The organism is Chthoniobacter sp. (assembly GCF_040003245.1).
GTDB lineage: Bacteria > Verrucomicrobiota > Verrucomicrobiia > Chthoniobacterales > Chthoniobacteraceae > Chthoniobacter.
On sequence record NZ_JBDUCX010000023.1, the window covers coordinates 22092 to 39865 of the forward strand.

14 protein-coding genes are annotated in these 17774 nt (G+C 62.2%); 5 read left to right on the plus strand and 9 right to left on the minus strand.

Annotation, left to right across the window (positions count from 1 at the left end; genetic code table 11):
* Positions 1-52: 52 nt before the first annotated feature.
* On the minus strand, positions 53-1207 hold the full coding sequence (locus ABJF10_RS04810) for a glycosyltransferase family 9 protein (protein ID WP_348543388.1): 1155 nt from the start codon (positions 1205-1207) through the stop codon (positions 53-55).
* Between ABJF10_RS04810 and ABJF10_RS04815 the strand changes: the two genes are divergently transcribed.
* The gene (locus ABJF10_RS04815) at positions 1206-2171 is read left to right on the plus strand and encodes a hypothetical protein (RefSeq protein WP_348543389.1); all 966 of its coding nucleotides are present in this window, start codon (positions 1206-1208) and stop codon (positions 2169-2171) included. The two genes, ABJF10_RS04810 and ABJF10_RS04815, sit on opposite strands and share 2 nt — an antisense overlap.
* A gap of 307 nt (positions 2172-2478) precedes the next feature.
* Here the strand turns inward: ABJF10_RS04815 and ABJF10_RS04820 are convergent, their stop codons facing one another.
* The 5 genes from ABJF10_RS04820 to ABJF10_RS04840 all read right to left on the minus strand — a co-directional run bounded on the left by ABJF10_RS04820 (position 2479) and on the right by ABJF10_RS04840 (position 11633).
* Positions 2479-3534: an NlpC/P60 family protein gene (locus ABJF10_RS04820; protein WP_348543390.1), complete on the minus strand. Its 1056-nt coding sequence runs from the start codon at positions 3532-3534 to the stop codon at positions 2479-2481.
* 53 nt (positions 3535-3587) lie between these two features.
* Positions 3588-4922: a dipeptidase gene (locus ABJF10_RS04825; protein WP_348543391.1), complete on the minus strand. Its 1335-nt coding sequence runs from the start codon at positions 4920-4922 to the stop codon at positions 3588-3590.
* Positions 4923-5041: 119 nt separating this feature from the next.
* Entirely contained in the window at positions 5042-6436 is a 1395-nt protein-coding gene (locus tag ABJF10_RS04830) for a C1 family peptidase (protein WP_348543392.1), read from the minus strand.
* Between the two features lie 99 nt (positions 6437-6535).
* A complete protein-coding gene (locus tag ABJF10_RS04835; protein ID WP_348543393.1) occupies positions 6536-9142 on the minus strand; it encodes a hypothetical protein in 2607 nt (868 codons plus the stop codon).
* 7 nt (positions 9143-9149) lie between these two features.
* Positions 9150-11633 (minus strand): hypothetical protein, encoded by a 2484-nt coding sequence (locus ABJF10_RS04840; RefSeq protein ID WP_348543394.1) that lies wholly within the window; start codon positions 11631-11633, stop codon positions 9150-9152.
* A 508-nt stretch (positions 11634-12141) separates the two neighbouring features.
* Between ABJF10_RS04840 and ABJF10_RS04845 the strand changes: the two genes are divergently transcribed.
* On the plus strand, positions 12142-12804 hold the full coding sequence (locus tag ABJF10_RS04845; RefSeq protein WP_348543395.1) for a response regulator transcription factor: 663 nt from the start codon (positions 12142-12144) through the stop codon (positions 12802-12804).
* A gap of 115 nt (positions 12805-12919) precedes the next feature.
* Here ABJF10_RS04845 and ABJF10_RS04850 read toward each other — a convergent pair whose 3' ends face one another.
* Both ABJF10_RS04850 and ABJF10_RS04855 read right to left on the minus strand, forming a co-directional pair.
* The gene (locus ABJF10_RS04850) at positions 12920-13360 is read right to left on the minus strand and encodes a hypothetical protein (protein ID WP_348543396.1); all 441 of its coding nucleotides are present in this window, start codon (positions 13358-13360) and stop codon (positions 12920-12922) included.
* A 317-nt stretch (positions 13361-13677) separates the two neighbouring features.
* Positions 13678-13944, minus strand: coding sequence for a hypothetical protein (locus ABJF10_RS04855; protein WP_348543397.1), 267 nt, complete (start codon positions 13942-13944; stop codon positions 13678-13680).
* Positions 13945-14097: 153 nt separating this feature from the next.
* Between ABJF10_RS04855 and rho the strand changes: the two genes are divergently transcribed.
* From rho to ABJF10_RS04870, 3 genes are all read left to right on the plus strand, one after another.
* Positions 14098-15951: a transcription termination factor Rho gene (gene rho, locus ABJF10_RS04860; RefSeq protein WP_348543398.1), complete on the plus strand. Its 1854-nt coding sequence runs from the start codon at positions 14098-14100 to the stop codon at positions 15949-15951.
* 3 nt (positions 15952-15954) lie between these two features.
* Positions 15955-16479, plus strand: coding sequence for a DUF4112 domain-containing protein (locus ABJF10_RS04865; RefSeq protein WP_348543399.1), 525 nt, complete (start codon positions 15955-15957; stop codon positions 16477-16479).
* A gap of 81 nt (positions 16480-16560) precedes the next feature.
* Positions 16561-17481 carry an adenylate/guanylate cyclase domain-containing protein gene (locus tag ABJF10_RS04870; protein WP_348543400.1) on the plus strand — a complete coding sequence of 307 codons (921 nt, stop codon included), beginning with the start codon at positions 16561-16563 and terminating at the stop codon, positions 17479-17481.
* A gap of 55 nt (positions 17482-17536) precedes the next feature.
* On the opposite strand, the gene ABJF10_RS04875 is transcribed toward ABJF10_RS04870, so the two are convergent.
* The coding region (locus ABJF10_RS04875; protein ID WP_348543401.1) for a hypothetical protein at positions 17537-17774 on the minus strand (238 nt) is incomplete at its 5' end.

Here is a 17774-nt window from a genome sequence, read left to right on the forward strand (position 1 = left end):
CGATGTTGGTAACTAGTTCGCGATAGGGGAGCAAGCCGCGAGTGCCACGCGCTCAGCCTTGCCGCTCTTTCGGCGGGTGCTCCCGGCTCCCGCGCTCGATGGCCTCCGCGGCGATCCTGGATTCATTTGCTTCCAGGTACCTTGCCGTGCCGCCGGTGATGTACAGGTCCACGCGCCGGATCACTTCCTCCGCGGTGATCATGTCCATGCAACGCGGCAGCGGCAGGCTGCGCGGGCCCGGCGCCGTCTCCGGGACCACATCGATGCAAAGGTGTTTGTCCTTCTCGTCGCCGTCGCCCAGCGGGATGGTCCGGCTCTTCCAGCAGCCGCCGTTATCGCAGCAAAAAAGCGCCCCGTTCATATGGATGAACTGGTGGTGCGGATACGCCTCCCATTGCGACGGCTCCCGCCCGCCCGCCACCACCACGCACGCGCGGTTTTTCGGTCGGCCGCCTTTCACCTCCACCGCGGCGGCGAGGTGCATCAGCATAGTCACCGGGCAGAGCACGCCTTGGGCGTGATAGACCAGCCGCACGAGTTGCCGCAGCCCCGTCTTGCCGCGTAGGTCGAGCACCCCTTTCAGCGGCGGATGCCAGTGCTGCGCCTCGCCCACCTGCACGAAAAGAATCTTCCCGTGAAAGTGATCCACCACCTGCTGCCAGCGCATCGTGTCCCACCATTTGATCGTATAGTCCGATTTGCCACCGGCGTTGATGATCCAGAACGGCACCGGTTCGCCGGTAATTTCCTGCACTTGCGACATCCAGTGCTTCTCTTCCGGCGCGAGGTGAATGCTGCCCTTGAATAGCCCCGGCACGATCCGCTGCCCGACCTTCGCGCTCAAGTCTTCGATGAAGCCGTGGATGAAATGATACGGGTACTGATTGCTCTTTTGGATGAGCGGGTAGTGACACTCGATCAGCTCCGCGGCGGGATCGTCGTCGTTCAGCGGAGTGATGTCGGGATTGTGCTCCCACAGTGCCGGGCAGGGCGTGCGCACATCGGTGAGAAACAGGCCCGGGAACGTGGCGTGCAGGTCGCGCACCGCAGCGGTCAGCATGACGATGTCGCCCGGTGATTGGTGATTGCGCAGGATGAGCTTGCGGGGCCGCGGCTGCGAGCCGGAGCCGGCCGGGGAAGGAATGGCGGGCTGGGAAGAAGATTTGCCGCCCTGAGGTGTGGCTGGAGTCATCCGGCGTTTACGCATGACCTCTCAGCAGAGGCGGGGCCGACGCGAAAGTGAAGGCCAAACGCCGGGTCAGAAACTGCTCCAACTGCTGTCCGAGCTGCTCTGCGCCGAACTGCTGAAGGCCGAGCTGCTGAACGTGGAACTGCTCGGCGAGGGGCTGGAAGACGAACTGCTGGGCGAAGAACTGCTGAACGCGGAACTGCTTGGGCTCGACGATGAGCTGCTGCACGCGGAACTGCTGAAGTTCGAACTGCTCGGGGAAGAGCTGGATGAGGAACTACTCGACGAGGAACTGCTCGGCGATGGGCTGGATGAAGAACTACTTGAGGAGGAGCTGCTGAAAGAAGAGCTACTCGGCGAAGGACTCGACGATGAACTGCTGCACGCGGAACTGCTGAACGTCGAGCTGCTCGGCGAAGGGCTGGATGAGGAACTACTGGACGAAGAGCTGCTGAAGGAAGAGCTACTCGGTGAAGGACTTGACGATGAACTGCTGCACGCGGAACTGCTGAAGTTCGAACTGCTCGGCGAAGGGCTCGAGGAGGAACTGCTGCACGCAGAACTGCTGAAAGTAGAGCTACTGGGGTCGGGCATAGTCCAAGGGCTACTGAAAGAGGAACTGCTCGGTGAAGGGCTCGACGAGGAGCTGCTGAACGCAGAACTGCTGAATGTGGAACTGCTCGGCGAGGGGCTGGAAGAGGAACTGCTGAACGTCGAGCTACTGAAAGAGGAACTGCTCGGCGAAGGGCTCGACGAGGAACTGCTGCACGCGGAGCTGCTGAACGTCGAACTGCTCGGTGAGGGACTGGACGAGGAACTGCTCGGCGAAGGGCTCGAAGAAGAACTGCTGGACGAGGAACTGCTGAAAGAGGAACTGCTTGGCGAAGGGCTCGACGAAGAACTGCTGAACGTGGAACTGCTCGGCGAGGGGCTGGAAGAGGAACTGCTGAATGCCGAGCTACTGAAAGTCGAACTGCTGTAGGACGAATCGCTCGACGATGAACTGCTGGGAGATGAACTGCTCTCCGAGGATGAGCTGGACGACGAAGAACTGTTCCACGAAGAGCTAAAATTGCCTAGTGACCCGTCACTCGACGATCCGGACATCACTTGATTTACCCATTTTCTCAGTGCCTCCAACATGTGGGGCGGTTGATAGCAGCCGTCGCCAATAGAGTGCAAGCGGAATCGTGGTTCCACGCACGATTAGCTCGTATCGCTCTGGAGCAAAGCGCCGCTCCGCCCCTTCCATCATTCCCATTCCTCCTCTCTCCCGCGCGCGATCCCCGCTAATCGTCGCGCGTCTTCTTCTTTTTCTTCCCCGCCGTCGTGCTGCCTTTCTTGCTTTTGCTGGGCGCCGGGGTCGTGGCCGGCGCGTCCTTCTTCGCCGCATCCGCCGTGTCCTCTGCCGCCAACATGGGCGCCGGCGCCGGCCCACGCAGGCCGGGCACACGCGCATATCCCACAAACTCCACCTTCGCCTTTTCCGGATTCGTCCCCGGCATCTTGAAATCGAAAACACTCACCCCCCAGCGCTGGACGCCGTTGTAGCTGCGCCCGTCGCTGGCGCCAAACATGATGCGCTTGCCCGAACCTTTCTCGCGCCCCAAGTACATCATCACGTGCGAGATCGGCACGTCACGGCCGGTGTCGTAGGTCCCCGTCCAGAACATCAGGTCGCCCGGCAGCAACTCCTTGAACTCCACACCCTCCGCGCTCTTGCTCACCACCGGAAAAAACGCGCCACCCCGGCGCGCCCACAAGTACTGCCCGCTCGAGTCGCGCGGCACATCCGCGAAATTGTGCGCCTTCAACAGGTAATAAATCGTCCCCGAACAATCCATGCCTCCGCCGTCCGGATCCGCACTGCCAAAGGTGTAAGTGAGATTGAGCCGCGTGAGATCGATCGCGTCGCGGATCAATTGCTGAAGCCGCGGCGGCTGCGTCGCAAACTCGGCGATTTCCTCCGGCTCGACCGTGGCGTTGGGCGCGTGCTCCGGTTTTGCTTTCGCCTCGGTTGCCGTCTTGTCGCCGGTCTTCTCGGTGCTCTTCTCCGTCTTCTCCGCCGGCTTCGGCGTCGGCGTGGCCTCGCCAGCGGCGGCCTTCTTGGGCGCCGGGGTTGCGTCCCCGGGCTCCTCGGTCTTGGTCTTGGTCTTCGTCTTGCTGGGCAACGGCAGATCCAACGGCGGCGTGGAGCTGTGCTTCGGCGCCGGCGTCGCCGCGTCGTCATCGGCCGACGCTGCCACCGGCTTTTTCTTCTTCTTCGCCGCGTGGCTTTCCACCGGATTGCCGAAAAACAAAGCCACCCCTGCGAGCGCCGCGATCCAGACGAAGTATCGATTCATGTGCCCCTTGTTCGTAAGTAGTGTGTTGGTTGAGTGCCTCTGCACGCGGCGGATTAACCCGCCAGTTCCTCCAGCAGCGCGCGATTCATCCCGATCCCGCCGAAGAAATTCGCCAGCGGAAAATTCTCGTCCGGCGCATGCGCCCGGCAATCCGGCAGCGCGAGACCCAGCAAGAGCGTCTCCACGCCGAGCACCTTCTTGAAGGTATTGACGATCGGAATGCTCCCGCCCTCGCGAATCAACGCCACCTCCTTGCCCGGAAAAGCCCGCCGCAAGGCGCGTTGCGCCGCCAGCCCATCGGCCGATTGCGGGTCGGTGAAGTAGGGCTCGCCCGCATGTCCGCCGGTGATTTCGAGCCGCACGCCCGGCGGGCAATGCGCCCGCAAATGCGCCTTCACCTTCTCCATCACGTCGTCGGGTTGCTGATGCGGCACCAGCCGGAAAGTGAGCTTCGCAAAAGCCTTCTGCGGCAGCACCGTCTTCGTGCCCACGCCCTGGAATCCACCGCCGATGCCATTCACCTCCGCCGTCGGCCGCGCCCAAGTCCGCTCCAGGCTGGAATATCCCGCCTCCCCAAAAAGCTCCGGCGACCCCGTCACCTTCAGGATATCCGCATCGCCAAAGGGCAGCTTGGCCCACGCCACGCGCTCCCACTCCGCCAGCTTCGCCACGTCGTCATAAAATCCCGGCACCGCCACGTGCCCGTGGGCGTCGTGCAGGCTCGCCACCAGCCGCGCCACCGCCGTCGCCGGGTTCGCCACCGCGCCCCCATAAATGCCCGAGTGCAGATCGCTCGCCGGCCCTGTCACCTTCAACTCCAGCGCCCCGATCCCGCGCAGCCCATAGGTGAAAGTCGGGCACCCCTTCGCAATCATCCCCGTGTCCGAAATCGCGATCACGTCGCACTTCAGGTCGTCCCGATTCGCCAGCAAAAACTCCTCGAGGTGCGCACTCCCCACCTCCTCCTCGCCCTCAATGAGCAGCACGAGATTGACCGGCAACTCGCCCTTCTCCCGCAGCGTCTCTTCCAGCCCCAGCACGTGGGCAAAAATCTGCCCCTTGTTATCCGCCGCCCCGCGCGCAAACACCACCTCATCCACGATCCGCGGCTCAAACGGCGGCGACGTCCACAGCTCCACCGGATCCACCGGCTGCACATCATAGTGCCCATAAATCATCACCGTCCGCCGCCCGGGCACATGCCGGTTCTTCGCCAGCACGATCGGATGCCCCGCCGTCGGCACCACCCGCACCTCCAGCCCCATCCCCGTCAGCTTCTTCTCCAGCCACCCCGCACAAGCCGCCACATCCCCCTTTCGTTCGGGATCAGTCGAAATGCTCGGGAAACGGAGAAACTCCAGGTACTCAGCAAGGCGCGGGTCGGACATGGCGCCAAGCTAGCACTGCCTCGCGGCGCTCGACAACTTCTGCGACACGCGAATCTGCAAACGATTGACTTTTAAATTATGCAATGCGTTTTCCGCAAAAGAGTCAGAGGAAGCACGGGTCATTGACCATCATCGGGGTCGATAAAGCGCTTTTCGGAAATCCAGGCGGAGTTGAAGATGGTCCAGAAATCCAACGCCAGCCCTTTCAAGACGTAGTCGAATGGAAGATAGGCGAAGCCACCGTCGCCCCAGTCCTCTCCCCATGAATTCTTGATAATGAGCGCGCCCTTTTTCGGGATAATGTTTTGTTGTGCATCCAATCCCTGATACTCGATCGAGGTATCATAACCCACGGCGAGCACTGCGTGGCCGCCGATCTGCCGGTCTCCACTCAGGACACCTGGAGCCGGAATGATGGCCGACCCCGCTTGAGCGGCGACGATCGAGCGGTAGAGTGGAAATCCGAAGGCGACCGGAAAGCCAGCCGCAAGGACGTGGAGCAGGAGAAGGAGAGTCATTTCCGTAGAGAAGCCGTTCCCATCGATCCGTTTGTAGGTCAGCGCCTTGAAATTGGCGGCAATGGCGTAGGTGAGTGGTGGCGGCGTGCAATCCAGAAACTCTGGGTTGTAGGCCCACCAGCGCTCGGCGGGAATACCCAGCGTCGCCATGGCTTTGATTGTCGAGCGGATATATGCGCCCGTATCGCCGGATACTCCCATCAAATCCCGAGTGGCCTTATACAAGTAGAGACGGGACAAATCCTGGGTTTCGTAAGTGGCGGCTTTGATCAGATACTCGGCCATGCCGACGACCGCGTGCGCCGTGCAGGAACTTATCTCACCCTGATCCTCCACTGCGGTGAGATATCCGGTATCGCCCAGATTTCGCGCTGGCAAATCGAATGCTTCGCGTTGCTTACGGAGAGCGTCGTCACTCAACTTGCCGTCCACCAAATCACGGCAAAGGTCGCGCGCTCTCTTCAGGTATTCCGGCTGGAAGGGAGATTGCCGCTCTGGAGGTTCGCTTTGGCGATCCTCCACGACCTTCACCAAGGCGCTGTAAAAGGCCTCCAACTTCTTTTCTTCATCCGAATCAAAAAGAAGATGATCGTGACAATCCGTCTGGTCGGGCAGGTATCCAAGGCCGCGGTTGGCCCAGCGGGTATTGCTGAAAAAGGCGGGCGGTACATACGCAACCTCCGGTGCAGCACCGTTTCTGACGCGCAAAAAGCCGCCGCCGTCACGCAGGAAACCGCCGCCCTCACGGAGAAAGCCGCCACCCTGTCGAAGAAAACCACCGCCCTCGCGTAGGAAGCCGCCACCTTGTCGTAGAAAGCCGCCACCCTGTCGTAAAAAGCCTCCCCCTTGACCCATGCGTCCGCTGGTGCCGGCATTCGCCGATTCTGTTTCGTCGGCCCACGGGACGTTTGGAGAGCGCGCGGGCCGGACATTGTTCTCCTCGGCGGCCTCCGACTCTTGCAGCAGCTCATAGATTTCCCCCAGCAGTTGTTTCATTCTCTCGCATGTTTCCATGCTTTTTTCGCTGGAACTTTCCGTGGGTTTCTCCGACCGCTTGGGGGCGGATGTTTTGCGTGTCGGCATAGTCAGATGTAGTTACGGAGCGATTGTGATGATGGGCGAATAGAGGTACTGTTGAAATTGACCGGCAGCGGCTGTCCCCACCGGGAGTTGCAATTGGAAGGGAGACTTCGGAAGAGAGCTAAAGGTCACTTTCACGGAAATTGCCTGTGCCGGGGAAACGCCCGGAGGCAACTCTTGTGGTGTGACCGGGGCGGTGATGGGCGCGGGGTCTGGAGCTACCGTGATTTTCTTGGGATCGACCGCATCGAGTTTATTTCCCACGATGACCAGGTCCGCCTCGTAAGTCGTGGCCGTCCCTTTGACTTCACGCAACGCGACGGTGCTGGGATACACGTTAAGAATGGCGGGCGTAGTCGGAGCCGCCGGGGCGGGATCCGGCTCTTTGCCCACCAGGCTCTCGACGGGAATGTCCAGGATGCTCTGGGTGGCAAAGTACGCCTGTTGCAAGAGACCATAGTCTTCCTTCGCCACGAGGTCGAAATTGTGAACGATCGGGTTGTCTCGATATTGCGTATTGTTATTGAGGAAGAGGTCGAACCGTTCGCGGCATAGGCTGGCGTTGTTGAGCAAGCCGTAGATCTTCTCGGGGTTTTCCATGGGACGACCGGGATAGCCGGGGTAAAAGATACTGCGGAGCACCTGGTGAAAATCGCCCCGCTTCCTTTGCCGGCTCCAGCGGTGCGTCTGGTTTAGTACGATATGGGGTTCCCAAATTTCGGCGGCTCCCGTTTTCGAATTGCGGACCAACCGGGGGCGCAAATCTTCGGAGGAAAAGCCGAAGACGACGAGGATGGGGAAGTTTTGCTTATCGAGCAGGGACTCGGCCTTGGGCTTGTTCGTGTTGCCGATGGCCTGGAGGCGTGCGGTGACGTTGAAGCCGAAGCGATTGCCGCCGAGACCGTAGGAGTTGACGACGGGCAGCGAGGAGCGGGTTTTGACGTCGAGGCGGCGAAGCCGGATGTATTTGTCGAAGACATCGGCGGCGGCTTTTTGCCCGCTCTTGGCCAGGGATGCGGAAAGGAACAAGGCAATCTCATCCTGGCGGGTCCGGGAGGAAGCCTCGTCGATATTTTGATGCTCCATGAGCGGGGAGACACCGGCGGCGAGCGGCGTGTCCGTGGTTTCCTCCAGGCACTTTTTGACCCCGCTATAGGCGTAGGAACTCTTCGCCGTGGGCCAGAGGCCCGTTTGCGCGAAATGAGTGGCCACGGCGATTTCGTCGGGGTTGAAGAATGCCGTGGCGCCGACTTTGGCGATGCGATCGCAGGTCACCCGACGGGCCGCCTTCCAGGAATACTTGGCGGAAACATCGATCTGGCCGTCGTACTCCCGCCAGGTGCGCCAGCCAGGATTGACCGCGATGGTGCCCGCGGCCATGAGGATTGGCTTGTCGGTGAACTGCAGCGCCGCGGAAGGATCCCCCAGGAAATCGAAGATGCGAGAGATGGTTTGGTTGCCCGCGGCATCGATCAGTCGAGCCCGTGCTGGGAAGGCGGTGGTATCGCCGTTATTGCTGAGCGTTTTTGGCAGGGCGTTGTCACCTAGGCCGGAGATATCCGTGGGGGAAGCGTCCGGCACGGCGCCGACGAAGGCCTTGGCCTGGGTGATCGTTTGTCCGGGCGTGCTTTCTGAGCTGAAAGTGAAATTCGACGGGCCAAGAGTGGGAGAATCGGTGGGGAGAGTCACATCGGCCGCGGTCAGCGTGCCGGTGGATACCTTCGATTCCAAAGCAGTCGCGAGTGCACCTTGGGCTGCTGTCTCCGCCGTGGATTGTGTCCGCAAGTCGGCGTCGGCGTTGTTGAATGCCGTGTTGGCTTGATCGGCCGCGGCCTGCTTTTGGGTCACGGCATTTTGCAAATCGGTGGGGTTGGCGCCCGCCGGCGGCTTGGCCAGTGCGTCCTTTGCCGCCTGCAAATCCGCGTCGGCCGCAATCTTGCGCCGCTGCGCGTCGTTGCGCACACCTTCCGTCTCGGCGCGTGCGGCCTTGGCCCGGTCGGCATCCGTGCGAGCTGCGCTGATGCGCAACTGCCGAGCTTGGGCGGAATCGGTACGAGCCTGTTCGAAGTCCTGCAGTTCGGCTTTGCGCTGGATGCGATTGCGGTCGAGCTGTTCCTGGAAGAGTTTTTGGTCAACGCCTTGTTTCTGCAAAAATGATTGGGCGATGGCCGCCTGTTCGGGAGCCAGCTGCAATGTGCCGGAGGCGACGAGCGAATTGAAGACCCGTTGGGTGAATTGCGCGCTGCCTTCGGCCTTGCCCGCCTCGGTGAACCAAGTGTCAAAATTATACTTTTTGTCCTGCCCCTCGACCGGGTGGTTGATATTCACGCCGAAGGATCCGGAAGGGGGCGCCAGCAGGAGGCCGGAAAGGGCCAGCGTGCCCCACTCCTCCACGGCGGCGTGGACGTCTTTGATGCTGTCGCTGAGTTTTTCCGTGAGGTCGCACAGCTCGCGAGACTTCACCAGTCGGTAGGGAATCGGCGCCGGGCAGCCCGACGTCGGAACACTCCGCATGCTGCTTCCACCTTGCTTGTCGAGCGGTTGATCGGCCTTCGCGACGAGTGCCGAGACGAGTCCGGCCAGGATGAAAGCTTTTTTGTGCGTGGTCATGGAGAATTTCATGGTGAAATCACGGGGCAGGTGGCAACGCGCTGACCGTGGGGGAGAACAGCAGCGTGTGAGGCACGCCCGCGGTGGCTTCTCCCGCGGGCATCATGAGTTGGAAGCGGGAAGGAAGCGTTCTGAAAGCGATGCGCAGGGCGAGCGCTTGCTTGGGCAGGATACCCGGCGGCAGCGGCGTCGGAATGATCGTCGCACCCGAGGGCAGGCTGGCGATCTGGGCTGGGCTGACCAAATCCAGGTTTGCGCCCATGAGAAGGACATCTGCCTCAAACTGGTCTGCCCCGGACGCGGATTTCCCCTTCCGCATTTTGAGCAGTGTCGGCACGACGCTGGAGATGACGGGGGTGCGGTCTGGCGGTGGCGGTGGTTCCTTCCCGACGAGAACTTCCACCGGAATGTCCAGCCAGGTGGAAGCGCCGTAACTGGCCGTGCGCAGGAAATCGTAGTTCTCATCGGCCACCTTCAGAAAGTTGCCGACGGTCTCGCTATTATCCTGCAGTTGGTGGTGTTCGTTGAGATAGACTTTCAACTCATTCAACCAGTAGTCCGCGTTATACATGTGCTCATAGGCCTCGGTCGGGTTCTGCATCGGCCGCCCGGGATAGCCGGGATAAAAGATGCTACGCAGCACTTGGTGAAAATCGCCGCGCTTCCTCTGTCGGCCCCAGCGATGGGTCTGGCTGAGCAGGATCTCCGGTTCCCAGATTTCGGCCGTGGGTGTGGTGCCCTCGGTGTTCCAGACCAATCGTGGGCGGAGATCCTCGGAGGAAAGGCCCAGGACGACGAGGACCGGAAAATTCTGTTTATCGAGCAGGGTCTGGGCCTTGGGCTTGTTGGTATCGCCGATGGCCTGGAGGCGTGCGGTGACGTTGAAGCCGAAGCGATTGCCGCCGAGACCGTAGGAGTTGACGACGGGCAGCGAGGAGCGGGTTTTGACGTCGAGGCGGCGAAGCCGGATGTATTTGTCGAAGACATCGGCGGCGGCCTTTTGCCCGCTCTTGGCCAGGGAGGCGGAGAGGAAGATGGCAATTTCATCCTGGCGGGCCCGGGAGGAGGCCTCGTCGATGTTTTGATGCTCCATGAGCGGAGAAACAGCGGCCGCGAGCGGGGTATCCGAGGTGTTCTTGAGGTCGTCGATGGTGCCGGTGAAGGCTCGGGAACCTTTCGTCGCCGCAGGCCAAAGGCCTGTCTGCGCGAAATGGTTCGCCACGGCGATTTCATCCGGATTGAAAAGTCCCGTTGCGCCGACCTTGGCGAGGCGTTCACAAGTCACCCGGCGGGCGGGTTTCCAGACGTATTTGGTCGAGACGTCGATCTGGCCGTCGTACTCCCGCCAAGTGCGCCAGCCAGGATTGACGGCGATGGTGCCCGCGGCCATGAGGATCGGCTTGTCGGTGAACTGCAGCGCGGCGGAAGGGTTGCCCAGGAAATCGAAGATGCGGGAGATCGTTTGATTGCTCGCAGCATCGATCAGGCGGGCGCGGGCCGGGAACACGGAACTGTTGGGGTCGCCCAGCGTGGGAGTGAGATCTGCCTTCGGAGTAGGCCCCAGTCCGTTCTCTGCGCCGCCCAATTTGGTTGGGAGATCGGTGGGGGAGGCATTGGGCAGCTTGCTGTTGCCGGATTTCTTCAACTCGGTGGAAAAGTTGATGAGGCTTTGGCCAGGATCCATCGTCGAAGCGAAGGAAAAGCCTGCCTGGGCCCCGGGCGCGGGCGTGGGCGTGGGGAGCACCGGCGAGGTCTTATGCTCGGCGAGCGTCGTCTTGGGCAGGTCCGATTCGTCGATGCTCGAATTGAGGAGCTTGTCCCGAGCTGTCCGGGCATCGGTCAATTCCTTGGCGCGGGCGGTCTGGTTTGTTTTGGCGGTGGCGAGGTCGGCATTCGCTTTTTGTACCGCGGGCGCGTTGGGATCGCCGTTGGCCGCTACCGCTGCTGCGTCGGCATTCTTTTGCGCGGCGGCCTCCGCGGCATCGGCTTCTCGACTCGCCGTGGTGGCGCGATCGACCGCCGCTTTGCCGGCGTCGAGGCGGATCTGCCGGGCTTGCTGGCGATCCGCGCGGGTCTGGCTGGCATCTTTCAGCGCGGCATCGGAGACGATGCGGTTGCGGTCGAGCTGGCCTTGAAACAATTGTTGGTCGACTTGCTGCTTTTGAAAAAGGGATTGGGCGATGGCCGCTTGTTCCGGAGCCAGTTGGAGGGTGCCCGAAGCGACCAGGGAGTTGAAAATCTGCTCGGTAAATTGGGCCGTACCCTCGACCGTGCTGGCCTCCTTGAACCATTTGTTGAAATTGTAAGTGGAACTCACGTCGCCCAGCTTGGTGCCGTTGATGTCGATGCCGAATGTCCCCACCCAATCCTTAGGATTTTTACTGTCACTCGGCATGATTGGTGGTGCGAGCAGGAGACCAGACAGGGTGAGCGTGCCCCATTCCTCCAGCGAGGCGCGAACGTCCTTGATGCTCTCGCTTACTTTTCCCGTGAGTTCGCCCAACTCGCGATCTCCTACCAGTCGGTAGGAGATCGGTTCCGGGCAGGTTGCGTGGACGCTGGTGAGTGAACCACCTCCATCTTTTTTTGAATTAGATGGGGCACTGCCCGTTTTCAACGGACCGCCTGCTTGCGGTTGGGCGCCCACACTTGGTTCGATGAGTAGTACCGAAATGAGGCCAGCCAGGATGGCTGGTCCTGCCCACGATTTCGCAAAAATCCTGGATCGCGCCGCACTTCCCCGCGCGGAAGAAGGCTGAGACTGCATGAAGAGTGGCGACGACCAAAACCCCGCCGAAAAGACGAGCCGATATTTTTCGTTTAACGCGTGCTGCATGCCGCCGCGGAGTGAATCAGGACGGGAGGGGTGATGCTATCGGGCCGTCACCGCCAATCGATGTGGGGCATCCCTGCCGTGCGCGCCTGACAACAATGTAAGGAATTTTACGAAGTTCTCCTTGATTGATTGTCGGGTGGTGCCTTACAACCTTCGGCGCTCGGAGGATTTGTTTATGGCCAACCCTAGGAAAGCTCGTGTGCTCGTTGTGGACGCGGAACCGGTTTCGCGTTGTGGGTTGGTTTATTTACTCAATTCACATGCGCGTTTGCGCGTAGTGGGGGAGGCGGAGGCGCTGCCGCCGGCCCGCGAATTGTGTGAGCGTCACCAGCCGGAATTGGTGGTGCTGGATGCGATGCTCGGCGATGGCGTGGAGTTTATCCGCGAGGTGAAACGCTTTTCGCCGCAGGGGCGGGTCGTCGTTTTCACCGCGCAGGCCGATGCGCTCAGCGTGACGCGTGCGTTCAAGGCGGGTGCGGCGGGTTATGTCACCCGGCGCGATTCCGTGGCGGCGCTCATGGGCGCGGTGCTGGGCGCGCTCGATGGCGAGCGGCACTGCGCGCCGTGTGTGCAACGGGTGCTCATGGACCAACTGGCCTGTGGCGGAGTGGAAGTGCGCGGGCGCGCGGAGAGCGCGCTATCGGACCGGGAACTGCAGGTCTATCGATTACTGGGCCAGGGGCTGAAGGCGCGCGGGGTGGCGGCGGAATTGCGGGTCAGCGTGAAGACGGTGGAGACGCACGTGCAACGCATCAAGACCAAGCTCGGCGTGGCGAATGGCGGAGAGTTGCAGCGGCGCGCGATCTTGTCCCAAGGCGCGGAAGCGGTGCCCGCCTGAACGGGTGAGCGGAGCGGTGTAGGACGCGTGTCCTCACGCGTCAGGCCGTGGCTCCATTGGCTCCATTGGCTCCATTGCGGAAAATCGCCTATTTCACCCCGAATTTCGCGATTCTTTACCGGCGATAGCTCTTCGTCTCGTCGGGCATGCCGCCGCCCCAGTGGCGGGTGAGGGAGAGCAGTTTGCCGTCGTAGCTGAACTCGCCGGAGTAGGAGGTCTTGCTGAGCGGGTCGTCGGAATCGACGCGCCCCGCGTTCACCCACATGCTGAAGCGGCCCGTCTCGGGTTGGGTCTCGGAGGCGGTATAGGTCCCGGCGTCGGAGAAGATGCCGATCACGCGTCCGGTCGTCGGCCCGGCAGTGTCGGGCACGAAAGTGATCTGGTTGCCGTCGCCGTTCACCGGGCTCCAGTTGCCGGAGAGGATATAGACCTTGGCCGCTTCCTTCGCCGTCCGCGGGTGTTCGCCCGGCTTGGCCGTGGTGGTGCAGGCGGCGGGCAGGAGGCACGCAGCGAGAAGGAGGATAACGGGGCCGCGGGTGAACGAGGTGATCTTCATGGGTCCGAGTGTTGACGACTGTCGGCAGCAGGTAAACAAAGGCTCCGGCGGATTCCAAGCACGATTGTCGGGTGAAAAATCCTTGTTGACGCCCCAGGCTTTTTCCCGCACCTTCCCCTACATCAGTTCGCGTTCCCGGCATTCCTGACCATCTCTGGCAGGACTTCTCCCTCGAAAGATAGATCGCAGGAGCGCATATCCATCCAATCAACATCCCTGATCCATGGCGGGTCATAGCAAGTGGTCTAACGTCCAACGCATCAATGGTCCCCTCGACCAGAAGAGAGGGCAGCTTGTCTCCAGGCTCGCGCCGGAAATCACCGGCGCATCCCGGCTGGGCGGCGGCGATCCTGCGGGGCATCCCGGGCGACGTGCGGCGATCCTGATAACGGGAGAGCAAAGCGCAGACGGGCAGTTGCTCCCGATGCAGAGTCGTGGTAGCTTTCCCATGTCCAGTGCGGTGTCTGCTCTGTTTCACCGCAAGGGACGCGCAACTGTCCCCGGGTGGGCGATTCGGGGGGGAGCGCTTGTTCGATCTGGCGATCGAGGCCGGCGGCGAAGAGCCGGCGCAGGAAGATGAGCATGATGTCATCGCGACTGCGCCTGAACCCCTCTGCGCCGTGGCCGAAACCGAACCGGTCCTCGCCCCGCTTTCTGCCTAGCCCGTTTTTCACTTTTTCATCCCCGGCGCGACGTCGCGAACGTCGCTGCCCCACACCTCCATCCATCCTTTTTTTATGACAGAGCCCGCAGACCAGCCCTTGCTCGAAGAGCAGAGCGCCGCCACCAAGAAACCCGCCAAGAAGCGGACCACGACCACGAAGACCCGTGCCAGCACGGCGAAGACGACGACGGCCAAGCCGAAGGCGAAAAAGACGACGACCAAGGCCAAGGCCGCGGCGGTGGAATCAGTCGCTCCCGAACTTCCCATGGAAGTCGCACCGCCCGCACCACCATTGCCAATGCCGGCTCCTGCGCCAGTCGCCGCGCCGGCTCCCGCTGTGCCTGCGCCCGCCCCCGTGGTGGAAGACTGGCGCCCCTCGGGGCCCGCGGCGTCACCGGCTCCAGCCGCGCCCGCTGCGCCGGCGCCCGCCGCTCCCGCGCCGCTTCCGGTCGATCCATCCCAGCCAGTTGTAAGGCCGCGTCCCGTCTACATTCCGCGCCATGTGGCCCGGCAGATGGAAGAGCAGGCCCGCGCCGCCGGCATCGATCCTGCGCCCATCCCCGTCGCGGTTTCGGCCGAAGAAGCCGCCCGCATGGACCTTCCCCGCGAAACCTCCTATCGCGCCGAGCGCCCGCCCATCCAGCACGTCGAACGTCAGGATCGCGGTGGTGATCGCCAGGACCGCTACGACCGTGGTGGACGCAATGATCGCCATGATCGGGTCGACCGCAATGACCGCGTGGATCGCAACGACCGCGCCGATGGCATCGAATACCTGCAGCCGGAACCGCCGCGGGCCGAACTTCCGCCGCCGCGCGAAGATGAGATCGGCGAGGCCGAGGGCATCGTCGAAGTGTCCGGCAAAGGCTTCGGTTTTCTGCGCGATCCCAAGCGCACTTTTGCGCAGCATCCGGCGGATGTCTTCGTCACGCCCGAGCTCTGCCGCGCTTACAATCTGCGCGACGGCCAGTGGGTGAAAGGCCAGACGCGGCGCGGCAATCGCGGCTCGCAGCTTTTCAAGATCACGTCCATCAATGGCGATGATCCCGACAAGTCGCTGCACCTGCCGGCGTTCGATGAACTCACCGTCGTGAGCCCGGACAAATTCATCCGTCTCGAGACGGTGCCCGACCGGCACACCACGCGGATCATCGATATGTTTTGCCCGATCGGCAAAGGCCAGCGCGGCCTCATCGTCGCGCCCCCGCGCACCGGCAAGACCACGCTGCTCCAGCACATGGCCGATGCGGTCGTGAAAAACCACAAGGAGATCACGCTCATCATCCTGCTCGTCGACGAACGTCCCGAGGAAGTGACGGAGATCAAGCGCACCGTGCCCACGGCCGAGATCATGGCCAGCTCGAACGACAGCGATATCAAGAGCCACACCCGTATCGCCCAGCTCGCCATCGAGCGCGCCAAGCGGCTCGTGGAATCGGGCAAGGACGTCTTCCTGCTCCTCGACTCCATCACCCGCGTCGGCCGCGCCTTCAACAACGCCACCGGCGGCGGCGGGCGCACCATGTCGGGCGGTATCGATTCCCGCGCGCTGGAAATCCCGCGCAAGATCTTCGCCGCCGCGCGCAATACCGAGGAAGCTGGTTCGCTCACCATCATCGCCACCGCGCTCATCGATACGGGCAGCCGCATGGACGAACTCATCTTCCAGGAATTCAAGGGCACCGGCAACATGGAGCTCGTGCTCGATCGCAAGATCAGCGACCAGCGCATCTACCCGGCCATCGATATCTTCCAGAGCGGCACGCGTCGCGAGGAACTGCTTCTGCCCGAGGCAGATCTGCACAAGATCAACGTCATCCGCCGCGGTCTCGCCGGGCACAAGCCCATCGAAGCCATCGAGCGGTTGCTCTTCTTTGTGAAAAAATTTCCGACGAACGCACAAATGCTCGCCGGCATCCCTGGCTGATTCATGCCTGCGACGAAACCGGCCCAGGAGGTCGAGTTCGAGGTGCTCGGCAAGGAGAAGCCGCAGTCGGCGGCCACCACCGATCCGTTCATCGCGCTCGTGGCGCGGTTGATGGACGATATCTTCGTCATCCCGGGCACCGGCATCCGCTTCGGTCTCGATCCGCTCATCAGCCTGCTGCCGGCGTTTGGCGCCACGGCGTCCGCCGCCGTTTCGCTGGTCCTCATCGCCCTCAGTTCCCGCCGCGGCGTACCGAAGATCGTCCTCGCTCGCATGGCTGCGAATGTCCTCCTCAATGCCGCTCTCGACTCCGTCCCCGTCGTGGGCGATGCGCTCTCGATCTTCTTTCGCTCGAATGCGCGCAACTACGAGTTGCTGCAAAAGCACGCGGGCCAATCGCGTTCCTCGACGGCCGGTGACTGGGCGTTTCTCCTCGCCTTGCTGATCGCGGTCATCGCGGTCATCGGTCTGATGATCGTGGGCAGTTACACGATGTTCCGCTTGTTGATCGCGCCGGGCACCCGTTGATCGTTCGCGCAAACTTCGCTCTTGGTCAGCGCGCCGGTTCGAACTACCAATACGGTAAGTATACGAATTTCCCCACTCGTCATGCCCGCTACTCCCGACCCTTGTTTTGCCGATCCCGGTGGTGCACGGCTGGAATCCAGCAACGGCGTGGGCTGGACTCTGCAAGGCAGGTGCAGCCTCGGCCGCGGTCCGGAGAATCACATTGTCATCGATTCTCCCAAGGCGTCGCGCCGGCACGCCATCATCCATCCGCAGGATGAGGGCGAGTTCTGGCTCATCGACCTCGCCAGCCGCAACGGCACCTACCGCAACGACCATCGCCTGGTCCGGCCGACGCGGCTGCGCCACGGCGACCGGCTCAATATCGGCGGGCAAAACTTCATTTTCCATCAGCCCGTCGGCCCCCGGGCCAATGGGGACGATGCCACGGCGATGTTCAGTCGATCCAGCACCGCGGACGCCACGGTGCTCGACCTGCGGCAGCAAAACCTCTGGCTGCTCATCGCCGATATCATGGACTTCACCTCGCTGAGCATCGAGATGGAAGTGGAAAAGCTGGCCAACATCATGGGCCACTGGTTGCGCGAATGTCATCGCATCGTCGAAAAGGGCTCGGGCCGCATCCCGAAGTATATCGGCGATGGGTTTCTCGCCTGTTGGGAAGAGCGCGGCGAGGCGGCCGCCGCGGTGGTCGCCGCGATCCATGAGTTCCAGCGGCTGCGCAAGGACAGCCCCGTCCGGTTTCGCGTGGCCTTGCACTACGGCTCCATCACCTTCGGCGAGCAAGCCGCCTGGGGCGAGCCCTCCATGCTCGGTCCCGAGATGAATTACGTTTTCCGGTTGGAAGACCTGGCCAGCAAGCTCGGCGTCGGCTTTTGCCTGAGCTCCGCCGCACGGGAAAAACTCGGCGATCTCGTTGCCGCCGAAAGCGTCCCCGGCGAGCACAAGCTGAAGGGCTTCGATGGCGTGCATCGCTGCTTCAGTGTTCCGGACGGCGAATAGAACACGAAGTCCCGAACTTGTTTTCGGAAACACGGTCGCGCGCGGCTGCGCCGAATCACTTCATGAAAAGGCGCGCCAGTGCGCCACCGAGGAAGAGCAGCACGTCGATCAGGTCCCGGCCCTCGCTCCATGGATTCGGCCCGATTACTGGCCGCCCCAGCGCTTCGGTGGTGGCTGTCGCTGTTGATGGGCGGCGGCGCGTCTCCTTCAGCCGTTCGAGCTCCCGTTCGCGCGCCAGCTCGAGGCCGCCGCCGCGAATGAACGCCACGATATTTTGCAACTCATCGCGGTCG